This is a genomic window from Stenotrophomonas sp. YJH_SMC_29 (assembly GCF_059371235.1).
The window spans coordinates 1-23,558 of sequence record NZ_JCAFUK010000019.1 but is presented as its reverse complement, the minus strand read 5'-3'; the positions used below and the strand labels follow the sequence as shown (position 1 = coordinate 23,558).

Below are 23,558 nucleotides of genomic sequence, written 5' to 3'. Positions count from 1 at the left end.
CCCGATCCTTTGACGGCGCCGCACGTCGGCGCCATTCAGGAAACGACATGTCCAACTCCTCTTCGCCCGACCGCGCGCTGGCCCTGGCCACGCTGGCCATCCACGGTGGCCAGTCGCCCGATCCCAGCACCGGTGCGGTGATGCCGCCGATCTACGCCACCTCGACCTATGCCCAGTCCAGCCCGGGCGAGCACCAGGGCTTCGAGTACTCGCGTACCCACAACCCGACCCGCTTCGCCTATGAGCGCTGCGTGGCCTCGCTGGAAGGCGGTACCCGCGGCTTCGCCTTTGCTTCCGGCATGGCGGCCAGCTCGACCGTGATCGAGCTGCTGGACGCCGGCAGCCACGTGGTGGCGATGGACGATATCTACGGCGGCAGTTTCCGCCTGTTCGAGCGCGTGCGCCGCCGCACCGCCGGGCTGGACTTCAGCTTCGTCGACCTGACCGATCTGGCGGCATTTGAAGCTGCCATCACGCCGAAGACGAAGATGGTGTGGATCGAGACCCCGACCAACCCGATGCTGAAGATCGTCGACATCGCTGCGGTGGCCGCCATCGCCAAGCGCCACGGCCTGATCGTGGTGGTCGACAACACCTTTGCCTCGCCGATGCTGCAGCGCCCGCTGGAGCTGGGCGCGGAACTGGTCCTGCATTCGGCCACCAAGTACCTTAACGGTCACTCGGACATGGTCGGCGGCATGGTCGTGGTCGGTGATGATGCCGACCTGGCCGAGCAGATGGCGTTCCTGCAGAACTCGGTGGGTGGCGTGCAGGGGCCGTTCGACAGCTTCCTGGCCCTGCGCGGCCTGAAGACCCTGCCGCTGCGGATGAAGGCACACTGCGCCAACGCGCTGGCGCTGGCGCAGTGGCTGGAAAAGCACCCGGCGGTGGAAAAAGTGATCTACCCGGGCCTGCCCTCGCACCCGCAGCATGAGCTGGCCGGCAAGCAGATGGCCGGCTTCGGTGGCATCGTCTCGATCGTGCTGAAGGGCGGGTTCGAGGCGGCCAAGCGCTTCTGCGAGAAGACCGAACTGTTCACCCTGGCCGAGTCGCTGGGCGGCGTGGAAAGCCTGGTGAACCATCCGGCGGTGATGACGCATGCCTCGATCCCGGTCGCGCGCCGGGAGCAGCTGGGGATCAGCGATGCGCTGGTGCGGCTGAGCGTGGGTGTGGAGGAGCTGGGGGATCTGCAGGTGGATCTGGAAGGAGCATTGGCTTGAACACCGAAACTATTTTGAAGGCGGAAGCTGATCGGCGTCCGGTCCGAATCAGCAGCCACGATACTCAGATGAAGGCTCTCCCAGCGTTCATTCGTGACATTGCCGAAGGCATGGGAGCTTGGCGTGCTTGGACGGCGTTGGCACTACTTGACATCAAGCACAAGTATCGCCGATCAGTCTTGGGTCCCTTCTGGATTACCATCAGCATGTTTGTGCTGATTCTCGGTATTGGCCTGCTCTACAGCCAGTTGTTCCGGATGAACCTTCGGGACTATCTGCCCTACATCGCTCTTGGCGATATTGTGTGGATCTACATCTCGACCACAGTGCAGGAGGGATGTACCACGTTCACTGCTTCGGAGAATCTGATCCGTTCGATGCGACTGCCAATGACGCTTCATGTGATGCGGTTGGTGACACGAACCTTCATCGTGTTCCTGCACGGGGCAGTCGCCTATCTGCCGTTTGTTGTATTTCTCAAGATCGAGCCGGAGCTGGTTTGGTTGCTCGCTTTGCCGGGCGTTGCCCTGATTGTGCTGGCGACCATTCCCATTACGGCGATATTCGGCATGCTGTCTGCTCGCTTCCGCGACCTGCAACCCGCGATCGCAAACTTCATGCAGCTCGGCTTCTTCATGACGCCGATCATCTGGAAGGCGGACATGCTGGGCCCGCATCGTTGGGTTGCCGATATCAATCCAATCTACCACTTCATCCAGATCGTGCGCATGCCGCTGATGGGACAGGTTCCAGAAGCGCACTCGTACTACTTCGTACTCGCCTTCATCACCGCGGCGTTTGTGATCGCGCTTCCCTTCCTGGCGGCAAATCGCCACAAGATCTCGCTGTGGGTGTAACACCATGACCTTCATTGAAGTGGTCGACTGCAGCGTCCAGCTGCCGATCTATGGCACCAACAACCGCTCCATGAAGGGAGCCATCATGTCCGCCGTTACCGGCGGGCGCGTGGCTCCCACCAGCCGCAACGTGACCGTGGTGGATTCTCTCCAGAACGTCACCTTCAACCTGCGTGAGGGTGACAAGCTGGGTCTCGTCGGCCATAACGGAGCAGGCAAGACCACGTTGCTGAAAACACTTGCGGGCGTTTATGAGCCAACTTCTGGCTACATCCGCAGCCAGGGGCGCGTTGCCAATCTGCTGGACGTGACGATGGGCATGGATTTCGAAGCAACCGGCGTCGAGAACATCCGGTTGAAGGGGCTGCTGCATGGGCTTTCCCGTGCTGAGATCCAAAGCAAGATCCCGCAGATCTGCGAGTTCTCGGGCCTTGGCCCCTATGTGAACATGCCGGTGCGCGTGTACTCCAGTGGCATGATGGTGCGTCTGGCGTTTTCGATTGCCACCAGTTTCGATGCCGAGATTCTGCTGATGGACGAATGGTTGGGTGTCGGCGATGCGGACTTCAACGCCCGCGCTCAGCAACGCCTCGCCGAAATCGTACAGAAGGCCAGCATTCTGGTCCTGGCCAGCCACAATCAGGACATCATCGCCGCTAATTGCAATCGCATCATGCATCTTGAGCATGGGCGCATCACCAGCGATCAGCCGATAGAGGCCCGTGCCTGATGAATACTCGTAACCGGGACTACTGGATCAACAGGAGCGGTGATCTCTATGCCGACCAGCAGAAGATCCGGCGTGAGGCGGGCAACAGCAATTACGCCCGGCAGGAAGCGTGGCTGGTGGGATTCCTCGCCGAGCGTTCCGAAGAACTGGGGCGGCCGGTTCGGGTTCTGGACTTCGGGGTGGGCTTCGGACGTCTTGCGCGGTTGCTGCCGCAGCATGCCTTCGTGGACTACTTCGGTTTCGATATCTCCCCTGCTATGGTGGAGCCACTGCTGCGTGAACCGCCTGTTGAACTGGCCGCAGACATCGGGCATCGCATCCGCGTCGGATCTTCGTTGGCCGACGCCATGCAGGGCGAGCAGTTTGATGTGATCTTCACCGTCTCGGTGTTGATCCACAACGACCGCGAACAGGCGGCAGACGTACTTGCACAGATGCGTGCGTTGCTGGCGCCCGAAGGACGGCTGTGCTTCATCGAGAACCGACCGGTGTCGATCAGCCTGCTGGCCAACCTGTGGCACGCAGGTTGCTGGAGTCATGATGTTGCCGGCACGTTGGCGCCGGACATGAATGTGGACGTCGAAGACGGAATCCTCTCGGACCATGCCATCTACATTCTGCACGAATCCGCCGCCGGGATCCCACGCCAGCTTCGTGTGCCGGGCGCCCGCGGGTTTGAACCGATCACCGCCGGTGACTACCTGTTGCGGACGCTGGAAGCTACCACGGCTGTTGCGCGTGGCATGGAAGTGGAAAGTGCCACGCTTGGCGGCGACATCGCGCAGATGCGTGATGCGGTGGAGCTCTATCGTCAGGCCGAAGAACGCGCGCGAACGAATCTGGACATCGCGCGACAGCATCTAGGCGATGACGTGGGCCTGCTGGATGGTATAGGCCATCTTACCGCAGCCATTGATGCGCTTCCGGCATTGGCGATGCGTATCGGCGTGCTGGCTGGCGAGACCTCCGTGCAGCAGGTCCAGTCCTTGGAGCGGATTGAAGCGCTGCATGCGCGTGAAGCGACGCTTGTCGAATCGCTGGCGCAGCAGGAGCGAGAGCTTGAGCAGGTGCAGGCCCGGTTGGAAGCTGCCCAAAGCGCCAACCAGCACCTGCAATGGCAACAGGGCCTCCGTGAGCAGGTCCGCCAGGTCCTGAGCAGCCGAACGGAAGAGCGCGCCATGCCATACCTCGAAGCACCGGTAGGTGGCAGTGCCTCGGTCGGTCAGCCGGCACCTTCGGTGTACGAATTCAACGCCCGCCGTGACATGCGATTCGCACAGGCTGTGGTTGGGCATGAGCGGGTCTGCCACATCATGCATCAGGAGTGGTTCGGTATCCGTGCGGCCTGCGGCTCGCTCCCGGGACACAAGCTTGCGGTGACCAGTACCTCAGCGCCCGGCGCCGGCGATGTTGAGGAGGTGGCCCGTCTGCTTGCCGCCAACAAGGTGAATCGGCTGGTTATTCATGGATTCTCCGATGGCATGTTGCAGTGGGTGAAAGGCCTCGCTGCAGCCGGATTCGACCGGATCTACATGGTCTGGCATGGCGCGCCCTCGATGTGGATCCATGTTGAAGAACGGCGCCTGTTCGCGTTGGCCTACAAGGCGGTCCGCACCGGTCTGATCCGCAGGATCAGTGTCATGCGCGCAGGTTCCCATGCGGCGCTTGCAGATGTAGCGGGCTGGCAGAGGCAGGTCTACAACATGCCGCCAGCCTATACCGGCAAGCGCATTCCACGGCGGGCGACCGGAGCCACCGTATTCATTCCGTCCTGGAACCTGATTCACAAGAACATCTTCACGAATGCCGCAGCCGCGGCTGCGACCGCGGAAGTGGCAAACATTTGGCTGATGGCGGATGATTTCGCGTTACCGTACCGGGTGGACAAGAATGTTAAGCGTCTTCCAAAACTCAGCCAGTTGCAAATGATGGAGGCGATGTCGCAAGCCGATGCAGTGATGAATGCCTCCATCGTCGACTGCCATCCGATGGTGGAGTTGGAGGCACTTGCTGCCGGTACTCCCGCGCTGCGGGGACGTCTGGGGATGGATGCGCTGGAAGACCATCCCTATGTCGAGATTACCCAGGTGGCCGATCCCCTCAGCGTTGCCGATGTGCGCCAGACGCTGCGCCGGATATTGGCGGCTCCCGCAGTGGAGATGGATGACATGATGTCGTCCTACTCGCGCCAGATGGTGGCGTTGTCCTTCGAGCGATATTCAGAATTTATGGAAATCTAAAAATGGGCTTGAGGGTTTTCGTTACCCGCGAACTTTTCCCCTTTACCGCCGGTGGCATTGGACGCGTGATCGCGAACATGCTGATGACCGCGCCGGAAGAAGATCGCGCGGAGATGGCAGTACTTTACGTCGGCGACAACGTCGAGGCGGACGCGTTCGCGGTCGCCCACCCGGGCGTGACCTTCCTCGCGTGGCCGCATTCGCGCTTTCAACAAGTAGACGAGCGTGGGGAGATTTTCCCGCCAATGTCGGCGTTCACCCACAGCATGCTGCATTGGGAATCGGTGCATGTGCTGCAGGGGCTGCTCGAGCTGGAACGCCTGAAAGGCCCGCTTGAGTATGTCGAGTTCGTGGACTGGGGGGCACCTGCGTTCGCCGCAACCCAGGAAAAGCTGCTTGGCAGCGCATTGACGACGGCCACGCTGGCCGTGCGCCTGCACACTACAGACAGCATCCTGGCCGATTTTGAGCCGCGCGTGCAGAGTGTGCACGGGTTGAATCTCTTTGATCTAGAGCGAAAGGCACTGGCCGATTGCGACATTATCGTCGGTCAGATCGCGCCGGTTGCCGAGGCGTTCCGCGTGTTCTACGGCTTCAGCGAGGAGGAGTGGACTCCACGCCTGCGCCTGCATGCTCCGCCGGTGTTGCTGGATACGATGCAGCCGGTTACACAGACCGCCGTGATCAATGATTCAACGCCGCTGTTGTTCACTTCGAAACTGCAGGATATCAAGCGCCCGGATACTTTCATCCGTGGCTGCATCCAGTTCCTGCGGGACAGGCCGCGTTATCAGGGCAACATTGTTTTCCTGGCGCATTCTTTTGATGTGAGCTATCAGGAGTATGTCATCTCGCTGGTGCCAGAGGACCTGCGCAGCCGGGTGGTGTTTGCCCGTGGCGTAACCGGTGCGGCGCGCGAGAAGAGCATTTCTGGCGCGGTATGCGTATTCCCATCGCCATGGGAGTCTTTCTGCCTTGCTGCGTACGAGGCATCGCTGTCAGGCGCAGCCTGCGTGCTCAACGCGCAGAATCCGGCTTTCGGGCCGGGCAGTCCGTGGCGGGATGGATACAACTGCAGCACGTTTGATGGGAGCGCCGAAGATCTGGCACGCGCGCTTTGCGGCCTGTTTGAAAGCACCCCCGGCCGACTGTCGCCCGTCGAGGTGCCGAAGGACCCGCTTCCCTGGAAGGGGCTTGATCCGGTGGCAATACCTGCTACGGTTCCCCTGGACAGGCAATTGACCGTAGTCGTCGTCAACCGCGATAGTGCGGGGCGCGTATTGAATACGCTGGATAGCATCCTCGCGTCCAATCTGACGCTTGACAAGCTGATCGTGATTGACGATGCCTCGCGGGACCCACGCGATATCGTTGCGCTGGACCAGCTGGGTAGCAATGATCCGCGTTTGTCCGTGCATCGGCTTGCGGTGCCCGTTGGTGACGCTGTAGCGCGCAACATGGGCCTTGCGCTGGTTGAGACGCCGTTTGCTGGATTCGTGCGTGGTGGTGACCAGTTGCTGCCGGGCTTCCTCAAGGTCGCGGTGAGCTCATTGGCGTCGCACCCGGATTTTGATGTGGTCGTGGGGCAGGTGGGCGTGACCGTGGATCCCGATGATGTAATCGCCGGCAATGTCGCCCCGGATGGATTCCGCATTTTCTATGGTGAAGGACGCCTCGCAGGACTCTACGAGAACCGCCTGGCGCCGGAAAGCTACGTGATCCGGACCGAGGTTGCCAGGCGCTTCGCATTCGATCCCGTCATCCCTGCACTTGAAGTATGGGAAATGATGCTGCGCGCCTGCCAGTCGGGTGCGCGCTTCATGGTGACTTCCGCCGTGAACGTGCTTGCACGGCATCAGGGGCAACCAGATGAACGGCACTTGGAGCAGATCCAGATCGCGATGCGCCGGCGCCTGCAGCGCAAGCGCGTGCGTGTCGGCTCACTGGAGGTGCCTGCGTACTTCATCTTCGGTGCGCATGTATCGCCGAGCGGGTTCATGGGGGATGCCTCCAACGCGGAAATGGCCTATCGGCTGCAGGCACTGATGGAAAGCGAGTCCGTGCGCTACACCCTGGCACTTGCCAGGCTTCTGCAGAAGCGGGCGCCATGGGTACTGCGCTTGGGTAAATGGTCGGTGCAGCGACTGGCGCCGATCTATCGCCGATTGCGGTGAGCGTTCCGGGGCAGCATCGATGCATGTGATCGTCATCCAGCTGGCGTGTTGGCGTGTTGGCGGAGAGCGGGCTGCATTGGCGCGTGCCCGCCTGCGCGCGACGCCCGCTGCTTCGGTGCTGATCGTTGGCGAGGGAGCGCCGCCCGCCGACCTGCTCGAGGAGTGTGCGGAGAGACGCACGCTGTGCGTGAATTCGCCTTTGCATGCAATGCAGGGCCGACGGTTGCCTGATGTCCGCCGCAGTGGTGACGCGGAGCAGCTCGGTTGGTCATTGGCGGTGATGGCGGCGCTTCGGGCGCTGCAGCAGGATGTGCACCTGGACTGTGTGGAGATTCCATCGTGTGGTGCGCTGGCCTATGCACTTCTCCAGGAGCGAGCTCTGTCAGAGGTGTTTGACACTACGCGCGTGATATTGCGGTTTGACGGCATCCAGGCCATCGAAGTCCTGAGGCAGGGACGCAATGTCGAGATGGCTGCGCTGATGTTGATGGACATGGAGCGGATGTGCCTGGAGCAATGCGACCAGGTTCTGGTCGATAGTCAGGCGATCGCGGAATCCTTGCAGCGCTTCCTTCCAGGCAGCCAGAGGCCGCTTCACCTGCAGGCGACGCTGCTGGAGTCAGCCGGGCTCGTGTCGGAGCAGCATGCAGTGGGTTCAGCACTGGCTTGCGTCGCAACCGAAGCGCCTGCTCTCAGGCAGTGCCTGCGGGCGATTTCCGGTTACCTGCAGCAGAGCAATGATGGTCTGCTGCAGGTCTCGGTCGTCTGCCAGCCTGCGCTTCTATCCGAAGTGCTGCATGTGGTGCCTGCTGCCCTGCGTCATCGTTTCCAGGAAGCGCCTGCAGATTGCCTGCGCGCTTCGCCCATGCGTGTGGTCATGCCTGATCGCTGGTCTGCAGGCTCGGCTCTGGCGCGGGAGCTGCTTGCTCATGGCCATAGCCTGATTGTGGATGTCGCCAACCCGGCGCTGGCTGCGGCACAGGGGTGGGAACAGGGGCGGACCCATCTTGGCTACACGGATGCCCGTGGGCTGTTCGAAGCGCTGCGGGCTTCGCAGCAGTGGGTGCCCACTCGTCACCTGCGGATGGGGCCTTCCCCGCCGCTGCCCAAGCTTGACGTTGGTACGCTGGGCCCAGCCAAGGTCTCCGTGGTCGTGCCCTGCTACAACATGGGCCGCTGGCTGCCGCAGACCTTGCGCAACATACAGCAGTTTTCATGGAGCGATCTGGAGGTCATCGTTGTTGACGATGGATCGACGGATCCCGGCACGGTGCAGCTCATCGAAGAGCTGGAAGCAAGCCCCACCGCTGGCCTGCGCGTGGTCCGTCTTGAGTTCAACCAGGGATTGTCTGCTGCCAGGAATGCCGGCGTTGCCGCAGCGCAGGGTGAGTTCACCCTGTGCCTGGACGCGGATGATCTGGTGTCGCCAGAGTTTGTTTCGATTGCTGTACGAGCACTGCAGCGACAGCCTGCGCACGACTTCGTTGTTCCTCGCTGCGCCTATTTCTTCGGTGACGATTCTGCGCATGATGTGAACGAGTTGCGGCTCGGTCAGGGCTTGCCAATGGTTGGTGCGGCATTTGATTCCGGTGCGCTGGGCAATCGTTTCTCAACGGCGACCAGCCTGGCGCGGACTTCGGTACTTCGTGCACTCGGCTATGACGAAAGCCTGCGTTCCTATGAAGACTGGCAGCTTTACCGTCGCGCGCTGCAGCAAGGCAGTCGTTTCGTTGTCACCAATGACGTACATTTTTTCTACCGGCAGCGCCCGGATTCAATGATTCACGATCCGGCCATGCGCGCTCGCCACAGCCTGCTTTATGCGGAGATGGTGGGCGGGGCGACGTTGGTTGGACAGGGGCCGGTGGTGTCACCGAACCTGCTGGGGGCGCTGGCCGCTCCCCCGCGAATCGATGGGAGCTCATCGGGGCTGTTGCTAGGTGGCGTTGTCGAAGCGCTCGACGAGATGCAGGCATTGCGCCGTAGTCGCATCGTCGGGCTGGGGTACAGATTGTCGGCGCTGTTGCGGCGGCTGCGCCGCTGAGTTGTATTTGAGATGCCCGTTCGGTGCAGAAACACATGCATCATTGTTGCTGGAGAAAGGCGATGGAGTGGGATAGAGGGATAGCAGTGGTGATCCCGTGCTACAAGGTGACCCGTCAGATCCTGAAGTTGCTGGCTGAGATCGGCCCCGAAGTCGATCGCATCTACTGTGTTGATGATGCCTGCCCTGATGGCAGTGGCGACCTGATCGAACGGAGCTGCAGCGATCCTCGTGTGGTTGTGCTGCGCAACCGCGTGAATACCGGCGTAGGCGGTGCCGTCATGCATGGCTACCGCTGCGCTGTGGTGGATGGCGCGACGGTCATCGTGAAGCTCGACGGTGATGGCCAGATGGACCCGGCATTGATCGAAGCATTTGTGTCGCCGATCCTCGGGGCTGATGCCGATTACACCAAGGGCAATCGGTTCTTCGATCTGCGTGAGATCAAATCGATGCCCCTGCTGCGGCGGATTGGCAACCTGGGATTGTCGTTCATGGCAAAGGCATCGACTGGGTATTGGGACCTGTTCGATCCCACCAACGGCTATACCGCCATCCATGCTGAAGTTGCGCGTCGCTTGCCTTGCGAATCGATCAGCTCGCGATACTTCTTCGAGAGCGACATTCTGTTCCGGCTCAATGTGATGAGGGCAAAGGTGCTCGACGTGCCGATGGACGCCCGCTACGGTGACGAAGTAAGCGGCTTGAAGGTCTCGAAGATCGTTGGCGAGTTCCTCGCCAAGCACGTACGCAATACCAGCAAGCGCATTATCTACGGCTACTTTCTGCGAGACATGAACATTGCCTCATTTGAGCTTCTGGTTGCCGTGCCGATGATCGTTTTCGGCTTGGCGTTCGGCCTGTATCACTGGATTGGTTCAGTGGAAGGTGGCCTCATTACTCCGCTCGGCACCATCATGCTGGCAGCGTTGCCATTGGTTCTTGGGGTACAGCTGTTGCTGGCCTTCCTTTCACATGATACGGCAGCGATGCCGCGGCATGCATTGCATCGCCTCCTGCTGCGCTATCCGGCGGCGCGCCCGGCTGCCAACGGAATGTGATGCGGTTGCCGCCGCGCCAGCACGAGCGCTGGCGCGACGATCAGGCACACCATGTAGAGGGGAAGCTGATAGCGCGCGTCCTGGGCAATGATCGCCACCATCAGGATCGCGCTATGAACCAGCACCAGGATCGGCACAAGCAGTATGCGTTGATCACAGGTGCGCCTCCACGCAACTACGGTCAGCAGGCACAGCGCGATCAGGAAAGGAGCGGGGCGCCAAAGGCGTCCCAGCTGAGGCTTCAACAGGGTCTTGCCCATCCAGTTGGTCGCGTTCGGCAGCACGGATGCTTGCGGCGGTCCGCTCAGCCCCGGCTGCACCCATTGCAGATTCTGCTCTTCGCCGATCTCGAAGCCGAAGACATAGAGATACAGTGGCCCCGAGGTCCGGTAGCGCCAGACCATTCCGCTGGCACAAAGCACGTGGTCAAGTTCGATATCCGGCCGTTTCAGGGCCATGCCGAGCCAGATCCGGAACAGGTCATCCTGATGCTTCACGGCCGTCGGAATATCATAATGATCATTGAAGATGGTCGTATTCACCACCGAGCAGCGATATCGCCAGTCGCGGGCTCCACTGTCGACGGCTTCAAGTATCGCATTGTCCTCGGCAGACTCCGGATTCTGGCCCGCTGCCAGATGTGCGGACAGGTGGTGGGTATAGGCCATGTAAGCCGCACTGGTGCGATGCGTGCCCACGCTGTCGGCCAACGGACCCTTGATGCTCCACATGAGGCTGGCAGCCAGCGGCAGGCAGACCAGCACACGCATGCGGGTACCTGGCCGTAGCAGGAGGATCAAGAAGGCTGCGACCGCTACGGGAGGCCCGTTGTGCCGCAGCGCCATGCAGCAGGCAGCGAGCAGTACCAACGCCAGGCAGTTGTACCACTTGCGCAGGCTTGGTCGGTCGAGGATGGTACTGCCAATGACAAAGGCGGTTAGCGCGACCACGCTGGTTGCATACGGAATGTCTTTCCACAGTGTTATGGATGACAACGCCGTCACTGGATACGCAGCCAGCAGCAGGCCGCCGGCCGTCGATGTCCAGCGCGGTGCGTTGCAGGCTCGACGGACAACAGTCGCCAACCATCCGGATGCCAGCGCCAGAGCGGCCATCTGCAGCCAGGCCGCAAGGGTGGGGCTGGGCAGGATCTGCTGGACGAACCAAAGGTAGAACGCATACAGAACCGGATGGGCGTCATCGAACCTACCGCTTGCCGCCTGCGCCCACTGGTTCAATGAGTCGGTGGTCAGGATAGCGGGCAGGAATAACACCAGCAGGATGCTGCCGACAAGCAGCAATGGCAGTGCTGCGATCAAGACTTCCCTGCCCAATGACGGTTGCGCTTCATCGTTCCGCGCTGATTTCCAGGGCGATGGCCAACGCGATGCCAGCCCGAAACCGGCCAATAGCAGCAGGCCGAGAGCCACGGACTGGCATGCCTGCACTAGATATTGCAGCGGTGTTCGCGAGGGAAGTGTCAGGAAGTGCGGATTGGGGGCATCTCCGGCCAGGTGAACCCTGATTTCGCCACCGGTGGGGCTGTAGAGGTTGTAGTGCTGTTCTTTCCCGGCCCAGCGCAGGATGGCGTGCCCGGACCACGGATGGGTGAAGAACTGAACATAGATGTCGCTGGAATAGTGGCCGTTCCAGTGGGCCTTGTCTGGTGGGCTGTTGATCGGGGAGATCAGGTAGCCATTGGCCACCATCCACGTTGGGCCCGCCTTGATTTCACCCAGTTCTGCATCGCGGCCATCGACGATGAGGCGGAACCAGACTTCTGAGCCTTTGGATTCAGGTGCACCCTTGCCGAGGGTCTCGACTTCCACCTGCAGGGTTGTGGCTGGCGCCGGATCGAAAGGAATCATCCAGGTCAACAGCCAACCACCGAGGATGCAGGTGGTGATCCAGCCTACGCGCGTGCCGGTCTTCGTCCTGCCCCATACCGGATGCGTACGCCGCAGGGCGGCAGCTATCGCCGCACCAGACAACACGCTGGCGAGGATGAACACGAGCACTGCAGGCGCCGCAGCGAGATCCAGGAAGCGTGCCGACGCTGGTAGCCAAGCCGCCGACAGAACAACACCTGCCGCCAGCCCGCAGGCAGTGGTTGCCCTGCGCCAACTCATGCCGAGCCGGGATGCGGGTCGGTAGAAATGGGATGCTTCGTCGTCACCCTGCGGGCGCCAAGAAGCAACGGAACTGCGGCCAGGGTGATCGCGTACAACGGGAGCTGATAACGGGCATCCTGTGCGACGATCGAAATTGACAGGAAAGCGGTATGCACTGCAGGCAGGAACAACAACAGAGCCATCGATCGGTCATTGCGGCGGAACATCGCTACACCACAGGCGAATATGAGTGCATACATGAAGAGTGCTGGCCGAAATACAGCCTGCATGCTTGGCATCAGCACCATCTGCCCGATGAACTCGGCCAGTTGCGGTGATTTGGATTTCGGCAACGGATCACCCGCCTCGCCGGTAATCCACGTCACTTCGCCATGCGGCGCCCATAGCCCAAGGCTTGCGAGATACAGGGGGTCAATGTCCGAGTCGATCACGCGCCAGATCAGTCCACTCGAGCATAGACCGTGGGCGTACTCGATGTCGGGTCGCTCGGTAGCAAGCGCCAACCAGATCCGCAACAGCTCATCGTTGTGCTCCATGGCCCGAGGTGCGTCGAACTCCGGATTGAAGATCACCGGGTTGACCGTAGCGCAGTTGTACGCCCAGTCGGGCTGCTTGTGGTTGAGCTGCTGCAGTAGTGCTCTGTCCTGAGCGTCTTTGGGTGGGTGATTGGCAGCCAGGTGCGCAGCAATGTGGTGTGAATAAAGAATGTAGCTCACCGGCTTGCGATCAATGCCCACGGCATTGGAAACAGGTCCCTTCAGCAGCACCATCAATACGATGGCGCCTATCAGTGCGAGCATCACGCGCAGGCGGGATGTCCTGACGAGGAAGAACAGCGCCAGCGCAGCGGCGAGTGCAACCGGCGGGCCGTTGTGGCGCAGTGCCATCGCGCAGAACATGATCAGGCAGAGGCCAACTGTCCCGCTCGCGCTGATCTGCTGCGTATTGCGGTGGGAAAGCGAGGTCATGAGGAAGGCGGTCAGCGCAATCACAGCGGCGGCGTATGGCACATCCTTCCACAGTGTCACCGCAGTAATTGGCAGCAGTGGATACAGCGCAACAAGCCATGCCGATGCCCAGACAACCCGGTTCGAAGTACCGGTCAGGCGCTGCAGGCTGGCCAGTAGCCAGCCGCAACTTGCGGAGAACAGCAGCATCTGCACAAGCGCTGCAGAAGCCGGGCTGTCCCAGACAAGGCGCATGGCCGCAATGAACAGGCCATACAGTAGCGGGTGGGCATCATTGAATGCGAAATGGCCTGCCTGGCGCCATTGATCCAGTGAGTCTGAGGTCATCAATCCCGGATAGAAGATGAAAAGCGCAAAGAGGCTCGTCAGCACTGTAGGCATGGCAAGCATCATTGTCTGGCGTTGCAGGCTCGCCCGCGCGCCATGTGGCATAGCCTCGGCTTCGATGCATTGCCGCATTGCAAACCATGCAAAGACGAATAGGGTCAGCGCACCCAGTACAAGCGCATCACACGCCGCAGTGAACCACTGGCGGCCATTGCGTTCAGGGAAGGCAAGATAGCTGTTGGTGGTAACCATGCCTGCCAGATCGACGGTGGCACTGCTGCCTTCCGCGCTATACAGGTCCAAGTCCCTGTGGTTGCCATTCCACGCAACTCGGGCACGCCCAGACCAGGCATGCGAAATGAAGACCAGCCGCAGGCTGTCGGTATAAGAGCCATGCCAGTGTACCGAGGCCTGATCCGGCGGGTTGGCGGCGACCAGGAACGGCGCCTTGTCGAGCCAGTCGCCAGTCTGCTTCAGATCCGCCGAAGGCACATCGACACCGTCGCGTTCCAGGCGTAGCCAGACTTCCCGGCCCTGTGCATGCTCGTTCCTACCATCAAGCACACTCACCGTTACATCGGCCACGCCAGCCGGCGCCGGTCCGACTGGTAAGGCATACAGCCAGATCGCTCCAGACAGAAGAGCCAGCACGATGGACAGCCAGCGCCCACGTCGCCCGAGGTTTGTCTGCCAGACAACCAGCTGGCGTGCCACAGGCGCAAGAACGTACCAGAGACCCGCGGCGCAAAGGCCCGCCACACTCAACGTCTGCCAGAAGCCCAGCAGCTCGGACCCGGGTACGCGGGAGATGATGGACACTGCGGCGGCAGCGGCTAGTAGTCCTGCGACGACGGAAGCCTGCGACAGCCCGGTTACACGGGCAGGCGTGGTGACATTCATATTGGAAGTCCGGATTGGGGGCGCTGCCGGAAGACTCAGTGTTGTTCGAGGTGCTGCTGCCAGCGCCAGGTATCCACGCAGATCTGATCAAGATCGCGAGAGGCATGCCAACCCAGCAATTCCGTAGCAAGGGATGGATCCGCATAGCATTCAGCGGCATCTCCGGGGCGTTGATCCACGATGTCGTACGGAATCGGCTTTCCGCTCGCGCGCGCGAATGCGGCGATGATCTCCAGTACCGAGTATCCGCGCCCGGTGCCCAGGTTCACCAGCAGATCCTGCTTGCGCTGCAAAAGGTAGGCCAGCGCGTGCACATGTGCGTCAGCCAGATCCATGACATGGATGTAGTCGCGTACTCCGGTCCCATCGACAGTGGGATAATTTCCACCGAACACCCGCACCCGCTCACGCAGCCCAGCGGCGACCTGGGCCACGAATGGAACCAGGTTGTTGGGTGTGCCCCGCGGCAACTCGCCGAGGAGACCACTGGGGTGGGCACCCGCCGGGTTGAAATAGCGGAGCAGGGCGGTATTGAGCTCCGGATTCGCCGCGCTGATGTCCTGGATAGCCTGCTCCATCATCAGCTTGGTTCGCCCGTAGGGATTGATGGCAGAAAGTGGCGCATCTTCCCCGATCGGGCAATGCTCAGGATAGCCATAGACCGTAGCTGACGAGCTGAATACCAAATTTTGGCAGCCCACCTGTAACATGGCATCCAGCAGATTCAGGGTGCCGGAGAGGTTGTTCTGATAGTAATGGAGTGGCCGAGTAAAACTCTCGCCAACGGATTTCAGCGCTGCGAAGTGAATGACTCCATCGGGCTTGATCCGCTGCAGGCAGTCCAGCGTAGCGGCCTTGTCGCACAGGTCCAGTTCCACCAATTCAAAGCTGGTGCCGGACAGCTTCGCGATTCGTTCAGGTATCCAGCGCTCACTGTTGCTGAAGTTGTCGAGGATGACAACATCGTAGCCTGCAGCCAGCAACGCGATTGCCGTATGGGAGCCGATGTAGCCTGCCCCTCCGGTCACCAGAATCCTGCTTCTCAACGTTGTCCTCCAATTCCCTTTAGTGGATAAGGCCGCCGGATCGGTCTGCCTGCAGCTCTGTCAGTGCTTCTGTTTGCCGTCAGCCGGAGTGATACCACCACTGATTACCGTGGGCGCCGTCGCCGTCATGGATTCCAGAATTGCGATGCGGCGCGCCAGATGAACGATCTGTCGCTGGTTCTGCTTGTCTTTTGCGTAGGTATTGAACATCTGGAACGCAACGACTTGGACCAGTACGTAGACCAGAAGATCGGTGCCGCGTCCGACACCCACAAAATTCGCCAGCTGCGTAAGCGCTTCAGGTATCAGAATGGCAACGATTGCTGCAGCGACAAAGCCCACCAGCAGTACTTTCTTGAATGCGTTGGACCGGCTAGTGCCGCGCGAGGTAAGGAAATACCAGGCGATGGTCAGCGTTGAGGCGATCAGCAGAAATCGAATGAGCATGGTTACTTGATCACCTTTCTCAGGATTGCATCAAAGGCAATGTTGATTGCATTGATCATCGACTGGCCCTTGCTGCGGGAGTACTCGCTGTAGATGATCGTGACCGGCACTTCCGCATAGCTGAAGTGCTGCTGCCCAATTCGCTCGACAATCTCTGAAGCGTGCGAGAAGTCAGGAAGTTCCAGCTTCAGCCGTTCTGCCGCTGAGCGATGGATGACGCGCAGGCCATTGTGCGTATCGGTGAGGTGCACACCTGAGGTTACATTGGAGAACCAGACAGCGGCCTTCAGGATGATGCGCTTCATCCGCGGCATGTTGATGGCCTTGCCCAGGAAGCGGGAGCCCATCACGATCTGCACCTTGTGCTGTACCGCATAGGCCAACATGCTTTCAACATCCTCGATCCGGTGCTGGCCATCGGCGTCGAAAGTGACGATGTACTCGATCGCAGGATCCAGCAACGCCGCGTCGATGCCGGTCTGCAGACCGGCACCCTGCCCGAGGTTGATAGGGTGGCGGATCAGGGTTGCTCGGGTTTCGCGGACACGCTCACGCGTATCGTCCCGGCTCCCATCATCGATCACGATTATCTTGGGGAAGTTGCCAGGAATCGCATGAATGGTGTCCTTGATCGCGCTTCCCTCATTGTAGGCAGGGATCACTACAGCGACATTGGAATATTCGAGTGACATGAGATCACGCCTTGCCGGTCTGCTGCTTGAAAACCAGCTTCGAGAAAATCAGATAGTTCCAGCCGGCGATACACCCCATCACCAGCAACTTTGAGATGTACTGATTCAGATCGGCAGGGCCGGTCAGCAGCAGCATCGCCGCATTGCCCGCCACGAGGTTGAATGCGGCTATTGCGACATACTTTAGCAGTTCTGCCTTCATTGCGCCGCTGCTGCGAAAGACCCAGCTGCGATTGAGCAGGAAGCTTGCGACAAAGCCGCAGCCAAAGCTCAGGGTCTGGCTCAGGACGAGCCAACGCTCCCCCAGAGACAGCTGCATCAGAAGGAAGATGAGGTACTCCACGGCGGCCGCGGTGCCGCCGGAAACCAGGAATCTAAAGAAGCGTCCGCTCATTGGCGAGGGTCACCGGATCCAGAAATGAAGGGGGGGGCGTCTGTTTGGACGCCCCCTCGGGTAGATCTGGACCTACTCTGGTCCAGAACGCCTTACAGCGCCTTTTCCAGCTCCGGCAGGATGGCAAACAGATCCCCCACAAGGCCGATATCGGCAATCTCGAAGATCGGCGCGTCGCCATCCTTGTTGATCGCCACGATCGTACCGGCGTCCTTGATGCCGGTCAGATGCTGGATCGCACCGCTGATGCCCACCGCCACATACAGCTCCGGGGCGATGATCTTGCCGGTCTGGCCGACCTGCAGGTCGCTGGGCACGTAGCCGGCATCGACCGCAGCACGCGAGGCACCCACGGCGGCACCGAGCTTGTCGGCCAGCTGGAAGATCACCTTGAAGTTCTCTTCCGAACCGACGCCACGGCCACCGGAGACCACGCGCTTGGCGCTCTGCAGGTCCGGGCGGTCGCTGGCACCCGCGGCGAGGCCGACGAAGCGGGTGTGGGTCGGCAGGGCAGCATCGACGCTGGCCGCTTCGATGGCGGCGCTGCCGCCCTGGGCGGCTTCCGGCCACGAGGCGGCACGCACGGTGGCGACCACGATCTGGTCGGCCGGGACTTCCACGGTGATGATCGCGTTGCCGGCGTAGATCGGGCGCTTGAAGGTATGGCTGCCTTCAACGGTCATCAGGTCGGAGACCTGGTTGACGCCCAGCAGCGCGGCCACGCACGGCATCAGGTCCTTGCCGAAAGTGGTCGATGGGCCGAACACGTGGGTGTAGCCCTTGGCCAGCTGCGCGATCTGCGGCGCCAGCACCTGGGCGATGGCCTGCGCGTTGGCGGCGTTGGCCACGGTCAGGACCTTGGCGACGCCACTGATCTTTGCGGCCTCGGCGGCGACGGCGGCCGGATCGGCGGCCAGCACCACGACATCGATGCTGGCACCGCTGATGGCGGCGGCGGCGCTGACAGTCTTGGCGGTGGCGGCGTTGAGCTTGCCGTCGTGGTGTTCGGCGATGACGAGAATCTTGCTCATTACAGCAGCCCCTTCTGCTTGAGTGCGGCCACCAGTTCGGCCGCGTCCTTGACCATCACACCCTTGCTGCGCTTGGACGGTGCGGCGTACTGGGTGGTCTTGAAGGTGTCGGCGGCTTCAACGCCGAGGTCGGCCAGCTGCAGGGTCTCCAGCGGCTTGGCCTTGGCCTTCATGATGTCCGGCAGCTTGATGAAGCGCGGCTCGTTCAGGCGCAGGTCGGTGGTGACCACCGCCGGCAGATCGACTTCCAGCGTTTCCAGGCCAGCGTCGACTTCGCGGGTCACCGTGGCCTTGCCGTCGGCAATGTCCAGCTTGCTGGCGAAGGTCGCCTGCGGCCGGCCCCACAGCGTGGCCAGCATCTGGCCGGTCTGGTTCGCGTCGTCGTCGATGGCCTGCTTGCCCAGTATCACCAGGTCCGGCTGTTCCTTCTCGATCAGCTTGAGCAGGGTGCGGGCGGCGGTCAGCGGCTGGATGGCCTGGTCGGTGACCACATGGACCGCGCGGTTGGCACCCATGGCCAGGCCGTTGCGCAGGTGCGCCTGGGCGTCGGCCGGGGCGATGGTGGCGACCACGACCTCGCTGGCGATGCCCTTGTCGCGCAGGCGCAGGGCTTCTTCCAGGGCGATTTCATCGAAGGGATTGGGGGACAGCTTGACGCCGTCGGTGACCACGCCGGAACCGTCCGGCTTGACCTGAATGCGGACGTTGTAGTCCACCACGCGCTTGTACGCGACGAGGATTTTCATCTGGTACGGGGTCCTTGTAGCGCCGGCCGCTGGCCGGCTCACGTTTGCTGGGGAACATCCGGTCCTGCAGCAGCGACCGGCTCGGGGGTGGGATCCCGATTCTAGCTGGCTTGGGGTGACCATGCGAATGCGTATGGTTTTGCTGCGCTGCGGGAAAGGCAGTCGCGCCGAGCCCTTTTTCATGCTCGGCAGACAGTTGGCAGGGGCCCACCATGTATTCTGTAGGGCTGAATCGGACGGTTCCCATATCGCCGAACTTCGATACATCGATCAGGAGAACAGGTAGTGCCCACATGGCTTGTCACTGGCGGCGCCGGATTCATCGGCGGCAATTTTGTCCTGGAGGCCGTGGCGCGCGGCGTCAAGGTCATCAACCTCGATGTGCTGACCTACGCCGGTAACCTGAAGACCCTGTCCAGCCTAGACGGCAGCCCGAACCACTTGTTCGTCCAGGGCGATATCGGGGACCAGGCCGTGGTCGCCCGCCTACTGGCCGAACACCAGCCGGATGCCGTGCTGAATTTTGCCGCCGAGAGCCATGTCGACCGTTCCATCGACGGCCCGGGCGCCTTCATCCAGACCAACGTGGTGGGCACCCTGGGCCTGCTGGAAGCCGTGCGTGACTACTGGAAGGCGCTGCCGGCCGAGCAGGGCGCGGCCTTCCGCTTCCTGCACGTGTCGACCGACGAGGTGTACGGCACCCTGGGCGAGACCGGCAAGTTCAGCGAAACCACGCCGTACGCCCCGAATTCCCCGTACTCGGCGTCGAAGGCGGCTTCGGACCACCTGGTGCGTGCGTTCCACCACACCTACGGGCTGCCGGTGCTGACCACCAACTGCTCGAACAACTACGGTCCGTACCACTTCCCGGAGAAGCTGATCCCGCTGGTGATCGCCAAGGCGCTGGCCGGCGAGCCGCTGCCGGTGTACGGCGATGGCAAGCAGGTGCGTGACTGGCTGTTCGTGTCCGACCATTGCGAAGCGATTCGCACCGTGCTGGCCAAGGGCCAGGTCGGTGAGACCTACAACGTCGGTGGCAATTCGGAAAAGCAGAACATCGAAGTGGTGCAGGCCATCTGCGCACTGCTGGACCAGCGCCGCCCGCGTGCGGATGGCCAGCCGCGCAGCAGCCAGATCACCTATGTCACTGACCGCCCCGGCCACGACCGTCGCTATGCGATCGATGCGTCCAAGCTGAAGAACGATCTGGGCTGGGAGCCGGCCTACACCTTCGAGCAGGGCATCGCCTTCACCGTCGACTGGTACCTGGACAACCAGGACTGGGTCAACGGCGTGCTGGACGGCAGCTACCGTCTGCAGCGCATCGGCACTGCGGCCTGAACCCTGGAGATCACATGACCCAGCGCAAGGGCATCATCCTCGCCGGTGGCTCCGGCACCCGCCTATATCCAATCACCAAGGGCGTCAGCAAGCAGCTGCTGCCGGTGTACGACAAGCCGATGATCTACTACCCGCTCAGCGTACTGATGCTGGCGGGCATCCGCGAAGTGCTGATCATCAACACCCCGCACGAACAGGTGTTGTTCCAGCAGCTGCTGGGCGATGGTTCGCAGTGGGGCATGGACATCCAGTACGCGGTGCAACCGAGTCCGGATGGCCTGGCCCAGGCCTACCTGATCGGCCGCGACTTCGTCGCCGGCAAGCCGAGCTGCCTGGTGCTGGGCGACAACATCTTCCACGGCCACGGCCTGCGCGAGGTGCTCAAGCGTGCTGACGAGCGCGTGCACGGCTCGACCGTGTTCGGGTATTGGGTCAACGACCCGGAACGGTATGGCGTGGCCGAGTTCGACCAGGGCGGCAAGGTGATCGATCTGGTGGAGAAGCCGGAAAAGCCGCGCTCCAACTATGCGGTGACTGGCCTGTACTTCTATGACGGCAAGGCCTGCGATTACGCGGCGGAATTGAAGCCGTCACCGCGTGGCGAACTGGAGATCACCGATCTCAACAAGCGTTACCTGGCCGAAGGCGACCTGCACCTGGAGGCGCTCGGCCGTGGCTATGCGTGGCTGGATACCGGTACCCACCAGTCGCTGCTGGAAGCATCCAACTTCATCGAGACGATCCAGACCCGTCAGGGCCTGCAGGTCTGCTGTCCCGAGGAAATCGCGTTCGGTAAGGGCTGGATCAACGCTGGAGAATTGGAAGCGCTGGCCGCGCCGTTGATCAAGAACAGCTACGGCGAATACCTGCATAAACTCGCTGTGCGTGGAGTAGTTCCATGAAAGTGATTGAAACCAGGTTGCCCGGCTGCATGGTCATCGAGCCGGCAGTGTTTGGCGACGCCCGCGGCTACTTCTTCGAAACCTGGAATGCTGAGCGCTTCGCTGCCTTGGGCCTGCCGGATCGCTTCGTGCAGAGCAACGTGTCGACCTCCGCACAAGGGGTACTGCGCGGCCTGCACTATCAGTGGCCACGCCCGCAGGGCAAGCTGGTGTGCGTGCTGGAAGGCGAGGTCTATGACGTTGCCGTGGACATCCGCCACGGCTCGCCGACCTTCGGCCAGTGGGAAGCGGTGGTGCTGAGCGCAGAGAACAAGAAACAGTTCTGGATTCCGGAAGGCTTCGCCCATGGTTTCGCGGTGCTGTCCGATCGTGCGGTGTTCAGCTACCTGTGCACCGAGGTCTACCTCAAGGACTTCGATGCCGGCGTGCGCTGGAATGACGCAGGCATCGCCGTGAACTGGCCGGTCAGCGCACCGACCCTGTCAGCCAAGGACGAGAACGCACCGTTCCTGAAGGACATCGCCGAGGACCGCCTGCCGGTCTACACCCCATGACGGTGCTGGTGTTCGGCGGCAACGGCCAGGTCGGCCAGGAGCTGCTGCGTGCGCTGGCCCCGCTGGGGCCGGTGGTCGCGACCACCCGCAGTGGTCAGCTGCCTGATGGCAGTACGTGCGAGGTGGCCGACTTTGCCCAGCCCGACAGCCTGCCGGCATTGCTGGACCGCGTGCAGCCATCGGTAGTGGTCAATGCGGCGGCTTACACGGCGGTGGACCGTGCCGAACAGGACGTCGACGCCGCCTTCGCTGCCAATGCGCAGGCGCCGGGCGTGATCGCGCGCTGGTGTGCGGCGCACGGCGTGCCGTTCGTGCATTACTCCACCGACTACGTGTTCGATGGCCAGGGCAGCGCGCCCTACCGTGAGGACGAGCCGACCGCGCCATTGGGCGTGTACGGCACCAGCAAGCGCGATGGTGAGGGCGCGGTGCGTGCGGCCGGTGGCCGCCATCTGATCTTCCGCACGGCGTGGGTGTATTCCTCGCACGGCGCGAACTTCCTGCGCACCATGCTGCGCGTGGGCGCGGAGCGCGATGTGTTGCGGGTGGTGGCCGACCAGATCGGTACACCGACGCCGGCCGCGTTGATCGCCGATGTCACCGCGCAGGCGCTGCAGCATCCGGGCCAGCTGTCTGGTACCTGGCACCTGACCGCCAGCGGCCAGACCAGCTGGCATGGCTTTGCCGAGGCGATCTTCGCCGAGGCGTTGGCCACCGGCGTGTTGGCCAAAGTGCCGACGGTCGAGGCGATTCCCAGTTCCGAGTACCCGACCCAGGCCAAGCGCCCGGCCTGGTCGGTGTTGGACAACCACAAGCTGCAGAAGGACTTGGGCACTGCTCTCCCGGATTGGCATGAGGGACTTGCCATTGCGATGAATGAAATCAAACGCTTGCTGGATGAACCCGCTGGGGACGGGGCCTCCTAGACGAACTAGACTGGTTTCCCCACCGGCAGTGCAGACACCTTTCCGGACACTTTCATTAAGCGGACAGGAGGGGGAAGCGGGCCACGCAGGCTAGAATGCGCCGATCGTCTTCAAGGAAACGCGTGACATGTGTGGAATCGTGGGTGCAATCGCCGATCGCGACGTGGTGCCGGTGCTGATCGAAGGCCTGAAGCGGCTTGAGTACCGTGGTTACGACTCCTCGGGCATCGCGGTGATCGACCACGCCGAGCGCCCCGAAGTACGACGTGTCCGCCGCACCGGTCGCGTGTCGGAAATGGCCACGGCGGCCGAGGCCGAAGGCTTCAATGCGGTGCTGGGCATCGGCCACACCCGCTGGGCCACCCATGGGGGCGTCACCGAGGCCAACGCGCATCCGCACATCAGCCAGGGCGTTGCGCTGGTGCACAACGGCATCATCGAGAACCACGAAGAGCAGCGCGAGAAGCTGCGTGCGCTGGGCTACACCTTCGAGTCGCAGACCGACACCGAAGTCATCGCGCACCTGATCCACCATAACCTGAGGGGCGGCGATGACCTGCTGGTGGCGCTGCAGCACACGGTGAAGGAGCTGACCGGCGCCTACGCGCTGGCCGTGGTCAGCCGTGCCGAGCCGGAGCGCTTCGTCTGCGCGCGCATGGGCTGCCCGCTGCTGGTGGGCCTGGGCGAGGGCGAGAACTTCGTCGCCTCCGACGTCTCGGCGGTGATCTCGGCCACCCGCAAGGTGATCTTCCTGGAAGAGGGCGACACCGCCGAGATCCGTCGCGATGGCGTGCGCATCTTCGATGAGCATGACCGGCCGGTCGAG

20 protein-coding genes are annotated in these 23,558 nt (G+C 61.9%); 12 read left to right on the top strand and 8 right to left on the bottom strand.

Annotation, left to right across the window (positions count from 1 at the left end; genetic code table 11):
- Window positions 1-47: 47 nt before the first annotated feature.
- The 7 genes from AC5P9I_RS17790 (at window position 48) to AC5P9I_RS17760 (ending at window position 10,326) form a co-directional block, all read left to right on the top strand.
- Window positions 48-1,220 carry a cystathionine gamma-synthase gene (locus AC5P9I_RS17790; RefSeq protein ID WP_049466186.1) on the top strand — a complete coding sequence of 391 codons (1,173 nt, stop codon included), beginning with the start codon at window positions 48-50 and terminating at the stop codon, window positions 1,218-1,220.
- Window positions 1,217-2,077 carry an ABC transporter permease gene (locus AC5P9I_RS17785; protein WP_049466184.1) on the top strand — a complete coding sequence of 287 codons (861 nt, stop codon included), beginning with the start codon at window positions 1,217-1,219 and terminating at the stop codon, window positions 2,075-2,077. The genes AC5P9I_RS17790 and AC5P9I_RS17785 overlap by 4 nt, the downstream gene beginning before the upstream one ends.
- A gap of 4 nt (window positions 2,078-2,081) precedes the next feature.
- Window positions 2,082-2,807: an ABC transporter ATP-binding protein gene (locus AC5P9I_RS17780; RefSeq protein ID WP_012509968.1), complete on the top strand. Its 726-nt coding sequence runs from the start codon at window positions 2,082-2,084 to the stop codon at window positions 2,805-2,807.
- Window positions 2,807-5,047: a methyltransferase gene (locus tag AC5P9I_RS17775; RefSeq protein WP_049466182.1), complete on the top strand. Its 2,241-nt coding sequence runs from the start codon at window positions 2,807-2,809 to the stop codon at window positions 5,045-5,047. The genes AC5P9I_RS17780 and AC5P9I_RS17775 overlap by 1 nt, the downstream gene beginning before the upstream one ends.
- A gap of 2 nt (window positions 5,048-5,049) precedes the next feature.
- Window positions 5,050-7,221, top strand: coding sequence for a glycosyltransferase (locus tag AC5P9I_RS17770; protein ID WP_088476115.1), 2,172 nt, complete (start codon window positions 5,050-5,052; stop codon window positions 7,219-7,221).
- A gap of 19 nt (window positions 7,222-7,240) precedes the next feature.
- Window positions 7,241-9,265, top strand: a complete 2,025-nt coding sequence (locus tag AC5P9I_RS17765; RefSeq protein WP_130768518.1) for a glycosyltransferase family 2 protein — start codon at window positions 7,241-7,243, stop codon at window positions 9,263-9,265.
- 107 nt (window positions 9,266-9,372) lie between these two features.
- Entirely contained in the window at window positions 9,373-10,326 is a 954-nt protein-coding gene (locus AC5P9I_RS17760) for a glycosyltransferase family 2 protein (RefSeq protein WP_338061746.1), read from the top strand.
- Here AC5P9I_RS17760 and AC5P9I_RS17755 read toward each other — a convergent pair.
- From AC5P9I_RS17755 to AC5P9I_RS17720, 8 genes are all read right to left on the bottom strand, one after another.
- Window positions 10,290-12,338 carry a hypothetical protein gene (locus tag AC5P9I_RS17755; protein ID WP_130768517.1) on the bottom strand — a complete coding sequence of 683 codons (2,049 nt, stop codon included), beginning with the start codon at window positions 12,336-12,338 and terminating at the stop codon, window positions 10,290-10,292. The genes AC5P9I_RS17760 and AC5P9I_RS17755 overlap by 37 nt on opposite strands.
- A gap of 113 nt (window positions 12,339-12,451) precedes the next feature.
- On the bottom strand, window positions 12,452-14,653 hold the full coding sequence (locus tag AC5P9I_RS17750) for a hypothetical protein (protein ID WP_145964809.1): 2,202 nt from the start codon (window positions 14,651-14,653) through the stop codon (window positions 12,452-12,454).
- 35 nt (window positions 14,654-14,688) lie between these two features.
- Window positions 14,689-15,681, bottom strand: coding sequence for a UDP-glucose 4-epimerase GalE (galE, locus tag AC5P9I_RS17745; protein WP_231352995.1), 993 nt, complete (start codon window positions 15,679-15,681; stop codon window positions 14,689-14,691).
- A gap of 78 nt (window positions 15,682-15,759) precedes the next feature.
- Window positions 15,760-16,146: a DUF2304 domain-containing protein gene (locus tag AC5P9I_RS17740; RefSeq protein WP_049470271.1), complete on the bottom strand. Its 387-nt coding sequence runs from the start codon at window positions 16,144-16,146 to the stop codon at window positions 15,760-15,762.
- Window positions 16,147-16,148: 2 nt separating this feature from the next.
- Window positions 16,149-16,838: a glycosyltransferase family 2 protein gene (locus AC5P9I_RS17735; RefSeq protein WP_049470268.1), complete on the bottom strand. Its 690-nt coding sequence runs from the start codon at window positions 16,836-16,838 to the stop codon at window positions 16,149-16,151.
- A gap of 4 nt (window positions 16,839-16,842) precedes the next feature.
- Window positions 16,843-17,232 (bottom strand): GtrA family protein, encoded by a 390-nt coding sequence (locus tag AC5P9I_RS17730; RefSeq protein WP_049470264.1) that lies wholly within the window; start codon window positions 17,230-17,232, stop codon window positions 16,843-16,845.
- A 92-nt stretch (window positions 17,233-17,324) separates the two neighbouring features.
- A complete protein-coding gene (locus tag AC5P9I_RS17725) occupies window positions 17,325-18,263 on the bottom strand; it encodes an electron transfer flavoprotein subunit alpha/FixB family protein (RefSeq protein WP_049470261.1) in 939 nt (312 codons plus the stop codon).
- Window positions 18,263-19,009, bottom strand: a complete 747-nt coding sequence (locus AC5P9I_RS17720; RefSeq protein WP_014035896.1) for an electron transfer flavoprotein subunit beta/FixA family protein — start codon at window positions 19,007-19,009, stop codon at window positions 18,263-18,265. The genes AC5P9I_RS17725 and AC5P9I_RS17720 overlap by 1 nt, the downstream gene beginning before the upstream one ends.
- A gap of 285 nt (window positions 19,010-19,294) precedes the next feature.
- Here AC5P9I_RS17720 and rfbB point away from each other — a divergent pair, with 285 nt between their 5' ends.
- The 5 genes from rfbB to AC5P9I_RS17695 form a co-directional block, all read left to right on the top strand.
- Window positions 19,295-20,350, top strand: a complete 1,056-nt coding sequence (rfbB, locus tag AC5P9I_RS17715) for a dTDP-glucose 4,6-dehydratase (RefSeq protein WP_049470257.1) — start codon at window positions 19,295-19,297, stop codon at window positions 20,348-20,350.
- Between the two features lie 14 nt (window positions 20,351-20,364).
- Window positions 20,365-21,252 carry a glucose-1-phosphate thymidylyltransferase RfbA gene (gene rfbA / locus AC5P9I_RS17710; RefSeq protein WP_049470256.1) on the top strand — a complete coding sequence of 296 codons (888 nt, stop codon included), beginning with the start codon at window positions 20,365-20,367 and terminating at the stop codon, window positions 21,250-21,252.
- Window positions 21,249-21,806 (top strand): dTDP-4-dehydrorhamnose 3,5-epimerase, encoded by a 558-nt coding sequence (gene rfbC, locus AC5P9I_RS17705; RefSeq protein ID WP_049470253.1) that lies wholly within the window; start codon window positions 21,249-21,251, stop codon window positions 21,804-21,806. Before rfbA ends, rfbC begins: the two co-directional genes overlap by 4 nt.
- Window positions 21,803-22,732, top strand: a complete 930-nt coding sequence (gene rfbD / locus AC5P9I_RS17700) for a dTDP-4-dehydrorhamnose reductase (protein WP_130768513.1) — start codon at window positions 21,803-21,805, stop codon at window positions 22,730-22,732. The genes rfbC and rfbD overlap by 4 nt, the downstream gene beginning before the upstream one ends.
- Window positions 22,733-22,859: 127 nt before the next feature.
- Window positions 22,860-23,558 (top strand): glutamine--fructose-6-phosphate aminotransferase (locus AC5P9I_RS17695; RefSeq protein WP_495217381.1); only part of this gene is annotated, 699 nt, incomplete at its 3' end.

Excerpts from the sequence above, each read along its gene's own strand:
- AC5P9I_RS17790 (WP_049466186.1), top strand. The coding sequence starts at position 48 with ATGTCCAACTCCTCTTCGCCCGACCGCGCGCTGGCCCTGGCCACGCTG.
- AC5P9I_RS17720 (WP_014035896.1), bottom strand. The coding sequence starts at position 19,009 with ATGAAAATCCTCGTCGCGTACAAGCGCGTGGTGGACTACAACGTCCGC.
- rfbC (WP_049470253.1), top strand. The coding sequence starts at position 21,249 with ATGAAAGTGATTGAAACCAGGTTGCCCGGCTGCATGGTCATCGAGCCG.
- AC5P9I_RS17740 (WP_049470271.1), bottom strand. The coding sequence starts at position 16,146 with ATGCTCATTCGATTTCTGCTGATCGCCTCAACGCTGACCATCGCCTGG.
- AC5P9I_RS17730 (WP_049470264.1), bottom strand. The coding sequence starts at position 17,232 with ATGAGCGGACGCTTCTTTAGATTCCTGGTTTCCGGCGGCACCGCGGCC.
- AC5P9I_RS17735 (WP_049470268.1), bottom strand. The coding sequence starts at position 16,838 with ATGTCACTCGAATATTCCAATGTCGCTGTAGTGATCCCTGCCTACAAT.
- AC5P9I_RS17765 (WP_130768518.1), top strand. The coding sequence starts at position 7,241 with ATGCATGTGATCGTCATCCAGCTGGCGTGTTGGCGTGTTGGCGGAGAG.
- rfbA (WP_049470256.1), top strand. The coding sequence starts at position 20,365 with ATGACCCAGCGCAAGGGCATCATCCTCGCCGGTGGCTCCGGCACCCGC.
- rfbD (WP_130768513.1), top strand. The coding sequence starts at position 21,803 with ATGACGGTGCTGGTGTTCGGCGGCAACGGCCAGGTCGGCCAGGAGCTG.
- AC5P9I_RS17780 (WP_012509968.1), top strand. The coding sequence starts at position 2,082 with ATGACCTTCATTGAAGTGGTCGACTGCAGCGTCCAGCTGCCGATCTAT.
- AC5P9I_RS17750 (WP_145964809.1), bottom strand. The coding sequence starts at position 14,653 with ATGAATGTCACCACGCCTGCCCGTGTAACCGGGCTGTCGCAGGCTTCC.
- AC5P9I_RS17775 (WP_049466182.1), top strand. The coding sequence starts at position 2,807 with ATGAATACTCGTAACCGGGACTACTGGATCAACAGGAGCGGTGATCTC.
- AC5P9I_RS17725 (WP_049470261.1), bottom strand. The coding sequence starts at position 18,263 with ATGAGCAAGATTCTCGTCATCGCCGAACACCACGACGGCAAGCTCAAC.
- AC5P9I_RS17770 (WP_088476115.1), top strand. The coding sequence starts at position 5,050 with ATGGGCTTGAGGGTTTTCGTTACCCGCGAACTTTTCCCCTTTACCGCC.